Here is a 13,462-nt window from a genome sequence, read left to right on the forward strand (position 1 = left end):
TTCAGCACAATCTGCTGGCTCGTTTCGTGTACAACAAAACTGTTACATTGATCAAACAATCACCGCAAAGGTATTTAAAAGGTATTATTGAGTGGTATGTTAAAGGCGTACCCTCTCTGACATGCAGGATTAAACAATGAAAACGAAAGTCCAACTGTCATTCATGATGTTTGTTGAATGGTTTATCTGGGGCGCGTGGTTTGTGCCGCTGTGGCTGTGGCTGAGTAAAAGCGGCTTTACCGCCGGGGAAATTGGCTGGTCGTATGCCTGTACCGCTATCGCCGCGATCCTCTCGCCGATCCTCGTTGGCTCGCTGACAGACCGCTTCTTTGCCGCGCAAAAAGTGCTGGCGGTGCTGATGTTTGCCGGGGCAATTCTGATGTACTTTGCCGCTCAGCAAACGCAGTTCAGCGCCTTCTTCCCGCTGCTGCTGCTCTACTCTCTGACCTACATGCCGACCATCGCCCTGACCAACAGCATTGCCTTTGCGAACGTCGACGACGTGGAGGCCGATTTTCCGCGCATCCGCGTGATGGGGACGATTGGCTGGATCGCCTCAGGCCTGGCCTGCGGGTTCCTGCCGCAGATGCTCGGCTACAACGATATTTCTGACACCAATATTCCCCTGATGATGACGGCGGCCAGCTCTGCGCTTCTGGGCGTGTTTGCCCTGTTCCTGCCGAACACGCCGCCGAAGAGCACCGGCAAGCTGGATATCAAAGTGATGCTGGGGCTGGATGCGCTGATTTTGCTGCGCGATAAAAACTTCCTCGTGTTCTTCTTCTGCTCGTTCCTGTTCGCGATGCCGCTGGCGTTCTACTACATCTTTGCGAACGGATATCTCACGGAAGTGGGCATGAAAAACGCCACCGGCTGGATGACCCTCGGCCAATTCTCTGAAATCTTCTTTATGCTGGCGCTGCCTTTCTTCACCAAGCGCTTTGGTATTAAAAAGGTCTTGCTGCTGGGCCTGATTACCGCCGCCATCCGCTACGGCTTCTTTGTCCTCGGTGGCGCAGATCAGTACTTCACCTACGCCCTGCTGTTCCTGGGCATTTTGCTCCACGGCGTAAGCTACGACTTCTATTACGTCACCGCGTATATCTACGTGGACAAAAAAGCGCCAGTGCATATGCGTACCGCAGCGCAAGGGCTGATCACACTCTGCTGCCAGGGCTTTGGCAGTCTGCTGGGCTACCGTCTGGGCGGCGTGATGATGGAAAAAATGTTTGCTTATAAAGAGCCTGTGAACGGGTTGACCTTCAACTGGGCCGGAATGTGGGCGTTCGGCGGCATTATGATCGCCGTTATCGCCGTGCTGTTTATGCTGTTTTTCCGCGAATCGGATAAAGAGATCACCGCCATTGAGGTGGATGATGCCGATACTGCGCTGACACGAGGGGAAGTAAAATGAAAGCAGAACGTATTCTCGGTGCCCTGTACGGGCAGATGTTGGGGGATGCGATGGGCATGCCGTCAGAGCTGTGGCCAAGAAGCCGCGTGAAAGCCCATTTTGGCTGGATCGACCGCTTTTTGCCCGGCCCGGCAGAGAATAATGCCGCCTGTTATTTTGGCCGGGCGGAGTTTACGGATGATACCTCCATGGCCCTGAGCCTGGCGGATGCCATTATCGAATGCGACGGGCAGATTGATCCCGATGCCATCGGCAGGCATATCCTGCTGTGGGCCGAAGAGTTTGATGCTTTTAATAAGAATGTGCTCGGCCCGACGTCAAAAATTGCCCTGAACGCCATCCGCAGCGGTAAACCGGTGAGCGAGCTGGAAAATAATGGCGTTACCAACGGCGCGGCGATGCGCGCCTCACCGCTCGGCTGCCTGCTCCCGGCCACCCGCCTTGAGCATTTTGTTGAGCAGGTGGCGCTCGCCTCCAGTCCAACGCATAAATCGGATCTGGCGATTGCCGGTGCGGTGGTAATCGCCTGGGCAATCTCCCGCGCCATTGACGGGGAAAGCTGGCAGAACATCGTCGACGCCCTGCCCGGCATCGCGCGTTATGCCCAGGAGTCCAGATCCACCACGTTCAGCGCTTCTCTGGCTGCGCGTCTGGAACTGGCCCTTAAAACCGTGCGCGAGGCCAACGGCATCGACTCCGCAAGCGAGCAGATTTACCAGCTCGTCGGCGCAGGCACCAGCACCATCGAGTCCGTTCCGGCGGCGATTGCGATGGTGGAACTGGCCGGGACAGACCCGAACCGCTGCGCAATTTTATGCGCAAATCTCGGCGGGGATACGGACACTATCGGTGCGATGGCGACCGCGATTTGCGGCGCGCTGCACGGCGTGCAGGCGATTGATCCGGCCCTGAAAGCCGAGCTGGATGCGGTGAATCAGCTGGACTTTGGCTACTACTGCGAGCATCTGCTGCACTATCGGGAAGAAAGAGAGGGCGCATGAGAACCGAACTTTCTCACCAGCTTGAAACCTTAACGGCCCAGCGTCCGGTGACGGTACTGGGTGCGGCGGTCATCGACGTGATCGCCGATGCCTACGCCCTGCCCTGGCGCGGGTGTGATATCGAATTAAAACAGCAGGGCGTGAACATTGGCGGCTGTGCGCTGAACATCGCTATCGCCCTGAAACGCCTGGGGATCACGGCGCAAAACGCGCTGCCGGTCGGACACGGCGTGTGGGCCGATATCATTCGTAACGCCATGGCGAAACAGGATCTGCACAGCGCGGTGGAAGCCGAAAGCGGTGATAACGGCTGGTGCCTGGCGCTGGTGGAGCCGGACGGCGAGCGCACCTTTATGTCTTTCAGCGGCGTGGAAAACCAGTGGCAGCAGAGCTGGCTGGACGCGCTTGTGGTGCCGCCTCACAGCCTGGTATCGCTCTCAGGCTACCAGCTGGCCTCGCCGTGCGGGGACCTGCTGACACACTGGCTGGAAGGGCTTAAAGACGTAACGGCGTTTATCGATTTTGGGCCACGCATCGCGGATATTCCTGATGCATTGATGGCACGTATCATGGCCTGCAAACCGATTGTGTCGCTGAATCGCCAGGAAGCCGTTATTGCGGCGGAGCGTCTAGGTGTGTCCGTGGAAGCCCTCGGCAAGACGTGGCAGGCGCATTACAGCTGCCCGCTGATTGTGCGGCACGATAAAGACGGCGCAGAGTATTACGACGGTGAAAATGCCGGGCATGTTCCGGCATTTCCCGCCACGGTGGTGGATACCATTGGTGCGGGTGACAGCCACGCAGGCGGAACGCTGGCCGGGCTTGCGGCGGGTTGGGCGCTCCCGGACGCCGTATTACTCGGTAATGCGGTGGCCGCGTGGGTAGTTAGTCATCGCGGCGGCGACTGTGCGCCGACGCGCGAGGAACTACTCCTCGCACACAAAGACGTATAAATCGCTACGGCAGTAGCTAATGCTGTACTCAATCGGCCGGTGTTGCTGGTCAAGCGCGACTTGCTTGATCACCAGCACCGGTATTTTTTCGTCCATTTTGATGTGCATCTGGAATTCGCTGTCCGGCATCCGGGCGCTGACGCGCGAGCGGGTACGCTGCGGGAAAATGTTCTGGCTGCGGAAATAGTCGTACAGAGAAATACCGATGGCATCGGGGTCGTGGATCAGCCCAACCGGCACCCAGGACTCTTCAATCGACACGGCGTCGTCGTCGACGTAACGAATGCGTTTGAGCATAAACACATCGCTTTGCGGTGCGATTGATAGCTCCGACGCCACTTCATCCGGGCATTTGACGATCCGTTTGTTCACCCACAGGGTGTCAGGCTTTTTGCCGCGCAGGACCACCTGCTGAGAAAACCCGCGCGCCTCCTTGAGGGAATACTCAAAGATGTTATTAATCTGCGTGCCATAGCCCTGAGAACGCGTCACCACGCCCTCCTCTTCCAGCGCCTGCAACGCTTTGCGCACGGTAATGCGCGACACCCCGGTCAACTGGCTCAAATCGCGTTCGCCCGGCAAAATGTTGCCATGCTCCAGCATTCCGCTGCGCACGGCGTTTTTTACCGTCTCGGCAAATCTCAGATAAAGCGGGGTATTATCCACCGCCGCAAACCGTTCATTCAGTTGAGCAATTAACCGGGTATGCGCTTGTTCCATCTCTGTTTTCCTGGCAGAAAGTCCTTAATCAGTATACTCCTTCAGCGCTTTACCACCATGCATGAAAATGGTGAACCGGGCCAATACCGTGACCGACTTCCAGAGTATCGGCTTTGGCGAGCGCCAGTGAGAGCCAGGCTTTGGCGTCTTGCACCGTATCGGCCCAGTTTTCATGACGCGGACGCAGTGCCGCCAGTGCCGCCGACAGGGTGCAGCCGGTGCCGTGGGTGTTTTTGGTGATGACGCGCGGGGCGGTAAATCGCTGCGCACCGTCGCGGGTAAAGAGCCAGTCCGGGCTTTCGGCGTCGTCCAGATGACCGCCCTTTATCAGCACCGCTTTACAGCCCAGCGCCAATAATGCACGGCCCTGCTCTTTCATCTCCTGTTCGCTGCGGGCGTGCGGCGCATCGAGCAGCGCTGCCGCTTCCGGCAGATTCGGCGTAATGAGCGAAACCTGCGGCAACAGCTTTTTACGCAGGGTTTCAACGGCAGACGTTGAAAGCAGCGGGTCGCCGCTTTTCGCCAGCATCACCGTATCGAGCACCACGTTTTGTACCTGATAGCGCTTCAGCCGCTCGGCCACCGCTTCAACGATATCGGTTTCGGCCAGCATGCCGATTTTGGTGGTATCAATGCGTACGTCGCTGAACACAGAATCGAGCTGTGCCGCGACAAAATCTGGCTCAATGCGATAGACCGACTGCACGCCACGGGTATTTTGCGCCACCAGCGCGGTGATGACCGAGCAGCCATAAGCCCCGAGAGCGGAGAACGTTTTGAGATCGGCCTGAATACCCGCGCCGCCGCTCGGATCGGTCCCTGCGATGGTTAGTGCGTTGATACGTTTCATGCCTGCGCCTCCAGATTCCAGAGGGCGTCGATAAAGGCGCTCGCAAAACTGCCCGGCCCGGCGCTGTGTGCGGCGGCTACGTCTCCCGCGCGCTTCATCCATCCACAGGCGGCAGCCACATTATCCAGCCGATCGCCCGGCAGCGAGCAGCTTGCCGCAACCACCGCCGACAGGGCACAGCCGGTGCCGACCACGCGGGTCATCATGAGATCGCCGCCAGCGATGGTTTTCGTTCGCTGCCCGTCGGTGACGTAATCCACCTCCCCCGTGACCGCAACAATGGCGTTGGTCTGGCGTGCCAGTGCCTGGGCTGCGGGCAACGCGCTGGCAGCGGTATCGGTGGTGTCTACCCCGCGACCTCCCGCGCTCATGCCGGCAAGGGCAAGGATTTCTGAGGCATTCCCACGGATGGCGGCGGGTTTCAGAGTGAGAATTTGCTGGCAAAAGCGGGTGCGAAACGCCAGCGCACCGACCGCCACCGGATCGAGCGTCCAGGGCTTCCCTGCGGCAACCGCACGTTCAATTGCCCGGCGCATGGCCTGCGCGCGCGGCGAGGTGAGCGTACCGACATTGATTAACAGCGCATCGGCTATCCCGGCAAACTGCTCCGCCTCTTCGGCTTCGATAACCATCGCCGGAGAGGCCCCGAGGGCCAGTAAAACGTTCGCGGTAAAGGCCTGCACTACATCGTTGGTCATGCAGTGAGTAAGCGGAGAACGGGTACGGAAGTGGTGTAAGACGTGTAAATCGAGCAGGTCAGGCTGCATGGTTTCGCTCCTGCCTTGCGTCAAGAAGCGATAGCCGTGGGGGGCATCTGACTTCCCTACGCTGGCATTATCCAGATCAGGTGGTACGGGTATTTCTCAGCCTTCACAAAGAAGGGCACCCCGAGTCAACTTACTGAGCAGTTCAGTAATTTTAGCAGGGTAGAGCAAGCCATCGCCTCAGGCAAGCCTTCGCGAGCCGATTTCTGTCGTGCGTCAGGGAAAAAATATTAAAAAAATAGCCTCAACATTCATTTACTGTGTATACATTTAATCTCTTTGATTATTCAGATTTAATGTTTTTAACTCTCCGCTTCTCTTCGCACTACCACCTCGCAAACCAGGGTAACAATACAAATAAAAACAACGCTTTATGCAAAATTAATGTTTACTTTCAGCAACTTAGATATATGCATTGCACGTGATCTGCGTCAAAGTTCACACGCGTCAGTTAGACGATAGTTCAGCCCGGTTAATAAGATTGTGACCATCAAAAAAATACATCCTCTGGAGCAGACCTACTCGACTCGATTTTTCGCGTCGGTTTTTAGCTGCGTTATATCTAAGAATTATGCATTTATTGTTGAGATTGAGATCGTGAAATTAATGCTTACTCGTAAAACCCCTGTCGCTGTATTTGCGTTGACTCTCATCTGCGCCGGAAGCGTATTTGCTGCACCAATAGATTATTCTCAAGCGTGGGGTGATACCGTTGAAGCCGATCACCAGGCGGCTATCGGTCTTATCAACGATCATCAGAACCAGATTACCCAAAATAAAGTCGATAGCGAACAGGCTTTTCAGGGACTGAATACGCGTATCAGTGGCGTAGATGACGATCTGAATAGCACTAAAGATGCAGTACTGGTGGTCAACTATGATTTACAGCAGACGCGAGCAGATTTAAACACGCAAATTGATAATACGAATAATGCGGTCACTCAGCAGAAAATCGACATCGATAATGCACTGCAGCAGACAAACACGAACATCACTAACCAGATTACGACGGTAACAAATACCACCACGCAGCAAACAACCAATATTGAAAAAGATCTTCAGCAGACTAAGCAAGATGTGAATCAGCAGATTACGACGGTGAAGAACGCCAGCACGCAGCAGTCGACCAGCCTGAATAAAGATCTTCAGCAGACTAAGCAGGATGTGAATCAGCAGATTTCGACGGTGAAGAACACCAGCACGCAGCAGTCGGCCAGCCTGAATAAAGATCTTCAGCAGACTAAACAGGATGTGAATCAGCAGATTAACCATCTGCAGAGTGCCGCTGCCCAGCAGTCGGCGAGCGTCGAGAAAGACCTGCAAGACGCGAAACAGTCGTTTGCTCAACAGCAGTCCGCCAGTAATAGTCAGTTCAAAAACCTGAAAGATGAAGTGGACGATAACAAGAAAGAGTCCCGCAGCGGGGCGGCATCGGCCATCGCCATTGCATCGATGCCTCAGGTGCAGGTGGGCCAGCAGGTGATGTTTTCCGCAGGCGTCGGGACATTCAAAAATGAGCAGGCGCTGAGCGTGGGCGCATCATTCCATGCAGGCGACGCAACCGTGATTAAAGCGGGTGTCAGTGATTCCACCAACAACGATTTCGCGATGGGCGCGGGTATCGGAATTGGCTTCTGATAAATCTGCTCATCGTTATTAAAGAGTGATTTTGTACCTGTTGATGATAGCCATCATGATAAAAATAATAATATTTTCAGCTGTGCTTTATATTTTATTAATACTGACCGGATTTTGGCTCGGGACGATGTACAGAGATTATTTCTCCTGTCGCGATCTCATCTCATCTTTAAATTGTATCCAATGTGTTAGAGGTTATTAAATGAAGAAATTAATGATGGTCGCCATTGCTGTCTCTGCGCTTTCGGCCTGTTCCTCTCCGGCTGAGCGTATGGCGAAGTGTGAAGCGCAAGGCGTCAGCCGCGACACCTGTTATTTAGCGGAGCAAAACCGCACCACGACGATGAACGCCGTGGCCGAAAAACAGGCGCTTGAGAATGCCGCCAACGCCGTGCAACACGGTCAGAGCGCCAAAGTGCATGACCCGCTGCGTGAAGCTTCGTTCACGGCCAACGGGATCAAAGCCAGCGTCAGCAACGGCTTTTTCACCGCCAAAATCAACGGTAAGCAGGCGACGATAAAGCGTTTTAATGCGAATAGTTATGAGATTAAAGGCGCGGGTTACGTACTCTCCATCACCCTTGATGAAGACGGTATTACCGATGCGTCATGGAATAAAACCCATGGCCGCGATCATGGCTTACTGCAGTTCACGCAGAAGTAATGTTAAGGCGGCTAACGTGCCGCCTTTTTTGTATTGCGCGGGGTGAGGGCTTTTTGCGTCGAAGCGGCAGATTTTTGTTATCAAAAACATCGGGTTATTGAACGCTCTTTAACCCCCCTCTTTTGTAACAAAACAGTAAACAAATTAACCATTGAGCCACGCGCCAAAAGGCTCTATATTGGCCGCGTTTTTTACTCGCCCTATCCTTTACTAACTATTTATTCAATCGAGGCGCATAAGGCTGCCCCGGTTGTGGGAGTGATATGATGACGGATAAAGTCCGTATTGACACCGCAGATGCCCGCAAAAGCAACGAAACCTATCTGGCCCGTCAGGCCGAGTTTGAATCGAACGTCAGGAGTTATCCTCGCAAACTGCCTTTAGCGATCGCTAAAGCAGATGGCGTGTGGATTACCGATGCAGATAATAAAGAATACCTTGACTGTCTTGCCGGCGCTGGCACCCTCGCGCTTGGCCATAACCATCCTGATGTGCTGAAAAGCATCCAAAATGTCATTACCAGCGGCTTGCCGTTACATACTCTCGATCTGACAACACCGTTGAAAGACGAGTTCTCTGAGTATCTGCTCTCCCTGCTGCCAGGCCAGGGCAAAGAATATTGCCTGCAGTTCACCGGCCCATCCGGTGCCGATGCGGTAGAAGCCGCGCTGAAACTGGCGAAAAAAGTCACCGGTCGCAGCAGCATTATCAGCTTCTCCGGCGGCTATCACGGGATGACCCACGGCGCGCTCTCTGTGACAGGTAACCTGTCACCAAAAGAAGCGGTCGATAACATGATGCCAGAAGTGCAGTTCATGCCTTACCCGCACCAGTACCGCTGCCCGCTGGGTATCGGCGGTGACGCGGGCGTGAAAGCGCTGACCTACTACTTTGATAACCTGATCAACGACGTCGAAAGCGGCGTGCGTAAACCTGCAGCCGTGATTCTGGAAGCGGTTCAGGGCGAAGGCGGCGTGAACCCGGCTCCGGCTGAGTGGCTGCAGCGCATTCGTAAAGTGACTCAGGAACACGGCATTCTGCTGATCCTCGACGAAGTTCAGGCTGGCTTCTGCCGTACCGGCAAGCAGTTTGCCTTCGAACACGCGGGTATCGAGCCAGACATCATCGTAATGTCTAAAGCTGTCGGCGGCGGTCTGCCACTGGCTGTTCTTGGCATTAAAAAACAGTTCGATGCCTGGGCACCAGGTCATCACACCGGCACCTTCCGTGGCAACCAGCTGGCGATGGCAACAGGTCTGACCACGCTGAAAATTCTGAAAGATCAGAATATCGCTGACAAAGTGGCCGCTCAGGGCGAATGGCTGAAAGGCCAGCTGGTTGAGCTGCAGCAGCGTTATCCGGTGATCGGCCACGTGCGCGGTCTGGGCCTGATGATCGGCATCGAGATCGTGAAACCGAACGAAGCGGCAGATCACATGGGCTGCTTCCCGGGCGACGGCGATCTCTCTGCCCTGATCCAGAAGAAATGCTTCGAAGCAGGCCTGATTCTGGAGCGCGGTGGTCGTAACGGCGTGGTTCTGCGTCTGCTGCCATCCCTGCTGATTAGCGATCAGGAACTGAAAGTCTTCCTGGATAAATTCGAGCAGGCGCTGCTTGCTGCGGGCGTTCGCCCGGTCTAACGGAGTTAGGAAAAAGATGTCTGAGTCAAACCCAATTCTGTCGTCGTCGGCGCAAAGCATCGAGGCCTATCAGCAGGCCATCGAGCAAAGCTCTCAGGCGGTGATGCAGTGGCTGCAGCAGTCTGAGATGTATCAGGGGAAAACCGTCGCCGAGCTGCGCGAGAATATCTCCCTGAACTTCGGTCAGAAAGGCCTCGGCAACGAAGCGGCGATTGCCCGCGCGGTCGAGTACTTCCTGAAAGACAGTCTGTCGGTTCACCACCCGCAGTGTGTGGCGCACCTGCACTGCCCGAGCCTGGTTGTGAGCCAGGCGGCGGAAGTGCTGATCAACGCCACCAACCAGAGCATGGACTCCTGGGATCAAAGCCCGTCAGCAACCATCATTGAGATGAAGCTGATCGACTGGCTGCGTACCCGCGTGGGTTATCAGGCCGGGGATGCGGGTGTGTTCACCAGCGGTGGCACCCAGAGCAATCTGATGGGCCTGATGCTGGCACGTGACGCGTTCTTCGCGCGTCAGGGCCACTCCATCCAGCAGGACGGTCTGATCGGTGATCTGCGTAAGATCCGCGTACTCTGTTCTGAAAACGCGCACTTCTCCGTGCAGAAGAACATGGCGCTGCTCGGTCTGGGCTATCAGTCGGTCATTCAGGTGAAAACCGACGAGTGCTCACGCATGGATCTGAGCGATCTGGCGGCGAAAATTGCCCAGTGCAATGCCAACGGTGAGCAGATTCTGGCGATCGTCGCGACTGCCGGGACCACCGATGCGGGTGCGATCGATCCGCTGCGCGCTATCGCAGAGATGGCCGCAGAGCAGCAGATTTGGGTACATGTGGATGCAGCCTGGGGCGGCGCACTGCTGATGTCCGATAAGTATCGCGACTATCTGGACGGTATCGAACTGGTGGATTCCATCACCCTGGACTTCCACAAGCAGTTCTTCCAGACCATCAGCTGCGGCGCATTCCTGCTGAAAGAAGCGCGCCATTACGAGCTGATGCGCTACCAGGCGGCCTACCTGAACTCTGAGTTTGACGAAGAAGCGGGCGTGCCGAATCTGGTCTCCAAATCACTGCAGACTACGCGCCGTTTCGACGCGCTGAAGCTGTGGATGAGCCTGGAAGCGCTGGGTCAGGAGCAATACGCGGCCATTATCGATCACGGTGTGACGCTGGCGCAGGACGTTGCCGCGTACGTGAAAGATCAGGCGGTGCTGGAGCTGGTAATGCAGCCTCAGCTGGCGAGCGTGCTGTTCCGCTTCCGCCCTGAGCAGGCGCTGAACGATGCAGCTATCGCGCTGCTGAACCAGAAAATTGGTGACGCCCTGCTCGACTCCGGCCGTGCAAACGTCGGCGTGACCGAGCACAACGGCGTGACTTGCCTGAAACTGACGCTGCTGAATCCAACGGTAACGCTGGACGACGTGAAAGTCCTGCTGTCGCTGGTTGAACGCACTGCGTACGAGATTCTGGCGAAGTAAGTCCTTGCTCCCCGCACCCTCTGGTGCGGGGACAATTTTGCTATTCCGCTTTTTCCTTTGCCACTGCGATTTTCCCCGACCAGCTTACCCATAAATTCGCACACCTCTAATTCGTTATTTTCTCTGAATATTGAGATGCGATATGTCATTCAGCGACGTGGTTAAGAATTCGTGGGCAAAGCTGTTCAGATTTGTTACATTTTTTTTCAAACAAGTGCGACTGTGCCCCCTAAAATGGGCTGCTTGCCACGCTGTGACGCCACAGCGGGCTGAAGCATCAGCAAAACGGTTTAACTGGAGAAAAAATGGCTAAGAGTAAATTGCTGCTTCTGGGTGTGTTGATGTCACTGGCGGGTGCCGTATACGCCGCGCCGCAGCCTGCCGCTGCCCCTTCTGGTATCCAGGCATACGAAGAACAAGAGTTCATTGCCGATTTCACCAAATTCAAAATTGGCGACACCGCACCAGCTCAGTATCAAACGCCTGAATACACCATTAAACAGTACCAGCTGCGTAACCTCCCAGCGCCTGACGCGGGTACACACTGGACTTACATGGGTGAGAACTACGTTCTGATTGGTGATGCCGACGGTAAAATCCGTAAAGCCTACAACGGAGATATCTTCTATCACCGCTGATCCCCTCATCGTCCGGGCCTGGCAGGAAAGCGATCGCCCTTTCCTGCGCACCCTCTACTTACACGCCCGACGTGAAGCCTGGCCGTGGCTGGACAGCAGCGACTGGCAGCTAGAGGATTTCGACGCGGCAACGCGTGACGAGCAAATCTGGGTGGCGATGCAAGACGGCCATCGCGTCGGGTTTGCGTCGGTCTGGAGCAACGATAATTTTCTGCACAATCTGTTTGTTGACCCGCAGTATCAGCGTGCGGGCGCTGGCAGCCTGTTGCTCAAACGTGTGCAAGAGACGTTCACCAGCACCGGTTCGCTGAAGTGTCTGGTCAGAAATGAACGCGCGGTGGCATTTTACCAGCGACACGGCTGGCATATTGAGGCGACGGGAGATTCTCCGGACGGAGAGTATTACCTGATGCATTACGTTTTGCGGTAATAGCCCGCAGGCGCTGCGCTTGCGCAGACCCACGGAACAGCCTGTTGCAGGCCGGGTAAGCGAGTGCCCCCGGCCCATTACGGCTAATGCTTAGACTGCGCGGAACGCGATCTCGCTCGGAATCACTTCACCCTGCCAGTACAGCTGCGCGGCCACGCGCCCTGCCAGCTGGCGGTACATTCCCGCAAATTCACTCTCCGGACGGCCCACCACGGTCGGCTTACCACGGTCGAGATCTTCACGCAGGGTGATATGCAGCGGCATCTGCCCCAGCAGCTGAGTGTGATACTGCGCCGCCAGTTTCTCTGCGCCACCGGTGCCAAAAATCGGCTCGTGGTGACCGCAGTTGCTGCAAATATGCACGCTCATGTTCTCGACCACGCCGAGCACCGGCACCTCCACTTTCTCAAACATCACGATGCCTTTTTTGGCGTCGATCAGCGCGATATCCTGCGGGGTTGTGACCACAACCGCTCCCGTCACCGGGATATTTTGCGCCAGCGTCAGCTGGATATCGCCCGTGCCTGGCGGCATATCCAGCACCAGGTAATCGAGATCCGGCCACATGGTCTCCTGCAGCATCTGCAGCAGCGCCTTGCTGGCCATCGGGCCACGCCAGACCATCGCGTTATCGTCAGTCACCAGATAGCCGATGGAGTTAGTCGCCAGGCCGTAGGCCATGATTGGCGCCATGTGGGTGCCGTCCGGGGAGGTTGGACGTTGGTTTTCCGCACCCAGCATGTTGGGAATCGACGGGCCGTAGATATCGGCATCCAGAATACCGACTTTGGCCCCTTCTGCGGCCAGCGCCAGCGCAAGGTTCACGGCGGTGGAGGATTTCCCCACCCCACCCTTGCCGGAGCTGATGGCAATAATATTCTTCACGCCGTTAATGCCCGGCTGATTTTTCACGCGTTTGAGCGTGGCGATGGTGTGCGTCAGTTTCCAGTCAATCGCCTTCGCCCCGGTAATACGCAGCAGATCGGAACTGCACTGCTCTTTCAGGGTTTCGAAGGCGCTGGTCCAGACAAACGGCATCTGCAGTTCTACGTGCAGCGTGTCATCCAGCCATGCCACGTGGTGCAGCGCTTTTAGCGTGGTCAGATTGTGCTTCAGGGTTGGATGCTGAAAATTAGCCAGCGTCCCGGCAACCATTGCTCGTAAGGCTTCCGGTGATTTGGCCTGGGATTGAGAACTCATCCCGACTCCTTTGTTCTTGTGAATAAGACCTTAGTTGAACAAGTTTACCTGAAAGGCCGTGGTTTGT

Annotated in this window: 13 protein-coding genes and 1 riboswitch; of the genes, 9 read left to right on the forward strand and 4 right to left on the reverse strand. The window is 55.7% G+C overall.

The window, feature by feature from the left end; genetic code table 11:
- Positions 1-136 precede the first annotated feature (136 nt).
- The 3 genes from F153LOC_RS13200 to F153LOC_RS13210 are packed head-to-tail and all read left to right on the forward strand — an operon-like array spanning position 137 to position 3,368.
- On the forward strand, positions 137-1,414 hold the full coding sequence (locus tag F153LOC_RS13200) for a nucleoside permease (protein ID WP_102104110.1): 1,278 nt from the start codon (positions 137-139) through the stop codon (positions 1,412-1,414).
- A complete protein-coding gene (locus F153LOC_RS13205) occupies positions 1,411-2,415 on the forward strand; it encodes an ADP-ribosylglycohydrolase family protein (protein ID WP_102104111.1) in 1,005 nt (334 codons plus the stop codon). Before F153LOC_RS13200 ends, F153LOC_RS13205 begins: the two co-directional genes overlap by 4 nt.
- Positions 2,412-3,368, forward strand: coding sequence for a PfkB family carbohydrate kinase (locus F153LOC_RS13210; RefSeq protein ID WP_102104112.1), 957 nt, complete (start codon positions 2,412-2,414; stop codon positions 3,366-3,368). Before F153LOC_RS13205 ends, F153LOC_RS13210 begins: the two co-directional genes overlap by 4 nt.
- Here F153LOC_RS13210 and F153LOC_RS13215 read toward each other — a convergent pair.
- The 3 genes from F153LOC_RS13215 to thiM are packed head-to-tail and all read right to left on the reverse strand — an operon-like array spanning position 3,342 to position 5,705.
- Complete coding sequence (locus F153LOC_RS13215) at positions 3,342-4,088, reverse strand: GntR family transcriptional regulator (RefSeq protein ID WP_100779578.1); 747 nt, start codon at positions 4,086-4,088, stop codon at positions 3,342-3,344. The genes F153LOC_RS13210 and F153LOC_RS13215 overlap by 27 nt on opposite strands.
- Positions 4,089-4,137: 49 nt before the next feature.
- The gene (thiD, locus tag F153LOC_RS13220) at positions 4,138-4,938 is read right to left on the reverse strand and encodes a bifunctional hydroxymethylpyrimidine kinase/phosphomethylpyrimidine kinase (RefSeq protein ID WP_102104113.1); all 801 of its coding nucleotides are present in this window, start codon (positions 4,936-4,938) and stop codon (positions 4,138-4,140) included.
- Positions 4,935-5,705: a hydroxyethylthiazole kinase gene (gene thiM, locus F153LOC_RS13225; RefSeq protein WP_102104114.1), complete on the reverse strand. Its 771-nt coding sequence runs from the start codon at positions 5,703-5,705 to the stop codon at positions 4,935-4,937. The genes thiD and thiM overlap by 4 nt, the downstream gene beginning before the upstream one ends.
- Positions 5,706-5,741: 36 nt before the next feature.
- Positions 5,742-5,838, reverse strand: a riboswitch (TPP riboswitch).
- 470 nt (positions 5,839-6,308) lie between these two features.
- On the opposite strand from thiM, the gene F153LOC_RS13230 reads away from it, so the two are divergent.
- The 6 genes from F153LOC_RS13230 (at position 6,309) to F153LOC_RS13255 (ending at position 12,195) form a co-directional block, all read left to right on the forward strand.
- Complete coding sequence (locus F153LOC_RS13230) at positions 6,309-7,340, forward strand: YadA-like family protein (protein ID WP_102104148.1); 1,032 nt, start codon at positions 6,309-6,311, stop codon at positions 7,338-7,340.
- Between the two features lie 202 nt (positions 7,341-7,542).
- On the forward strand, positions 7,543-8,004 hold the full coding sequence (locus F153LOC_RS13235) for a hypothetical protein (RefSeq protein WP_100779562.1): 462 nt from the start codon (positions 7,543-7,545) through the stop codon (positions 8,002-8,004).
- Positions 8,005-8,267: 263 nt separating this feature from the next.
- Complete coding sequence (locus tag F153LOC_RS13240) at positions 8,268-9,644, forward strand: diaminobutyrate--2-oxoglutarate transaminase (protein WP_102104115.1); 1,377 nt, start codon at positions 8,268-8,270, stop codon at positions 9,642-9,644.
- 16 nt (positions 9,645-9,660) lie between these two features.
- A complete protein-coding gene (locus F153LOC_RS13245; RefSeq protein WP_100779560.1) occupies positions 9,661-11,127 on the forward strand; it encodes an aspartate aminotransferase family protein in 1,467 nt (488 codons plus the stop codon).
- Positions 11,128-11,432: 305 nt separating this feature from the next.
- Entirely contained in the window at positions 11,433-11,765 is a 333-nt protein-coding gene (locus F153LOC_RS13250; protein WP_100779559.1) for an RcnB family protein, read from the forward strand.
- Entirely contained in the window at positions 11,710-12,195 is a 486-nt protein-coding gene (locus tag F153LOC_RS13255) for a GNAT family N-acetyltransferase (protein WP_100779558.1), read from the forward strand. Before F153LOC_RS13250 ends, F153LOC_RS13255 begins: the two co-directional genes overlap by 56 nt.
- A 90-nt stretch (positions 12,196-12,285) precedes the next feature.
- Here F153LOC_RS13255 and apbC read toward each other — a convergent pair whose 3' ends face one another.
- Positions 12,286-13,395: an iron-sulfur cluster carrier protein ApbC gene (gene apbC / locus F153LOC_RS13260; RefSeq protein ID WP_100779557.1), complete on the reverse strand. Its 1,110-nt coding sequence runs from the start codon at positions 13,393-13,395 to the stop codon at positions 12,286-12,288.
- Positions 13,396-13,462 lie beyond the last annotated feature (67 nt).

Origin of the sequence: Lelliottia sp. F153, assembly GCF_002870005.1 — a bacterium.
In the GTDB taxonomy this organism is placed as follows: Bacteria; Pseudomonadota; Gammaproteobacteria; order Enterobacterales; family Enterobacteriaceae; genus Enterobacter; species Enterobacter nimipressuralis.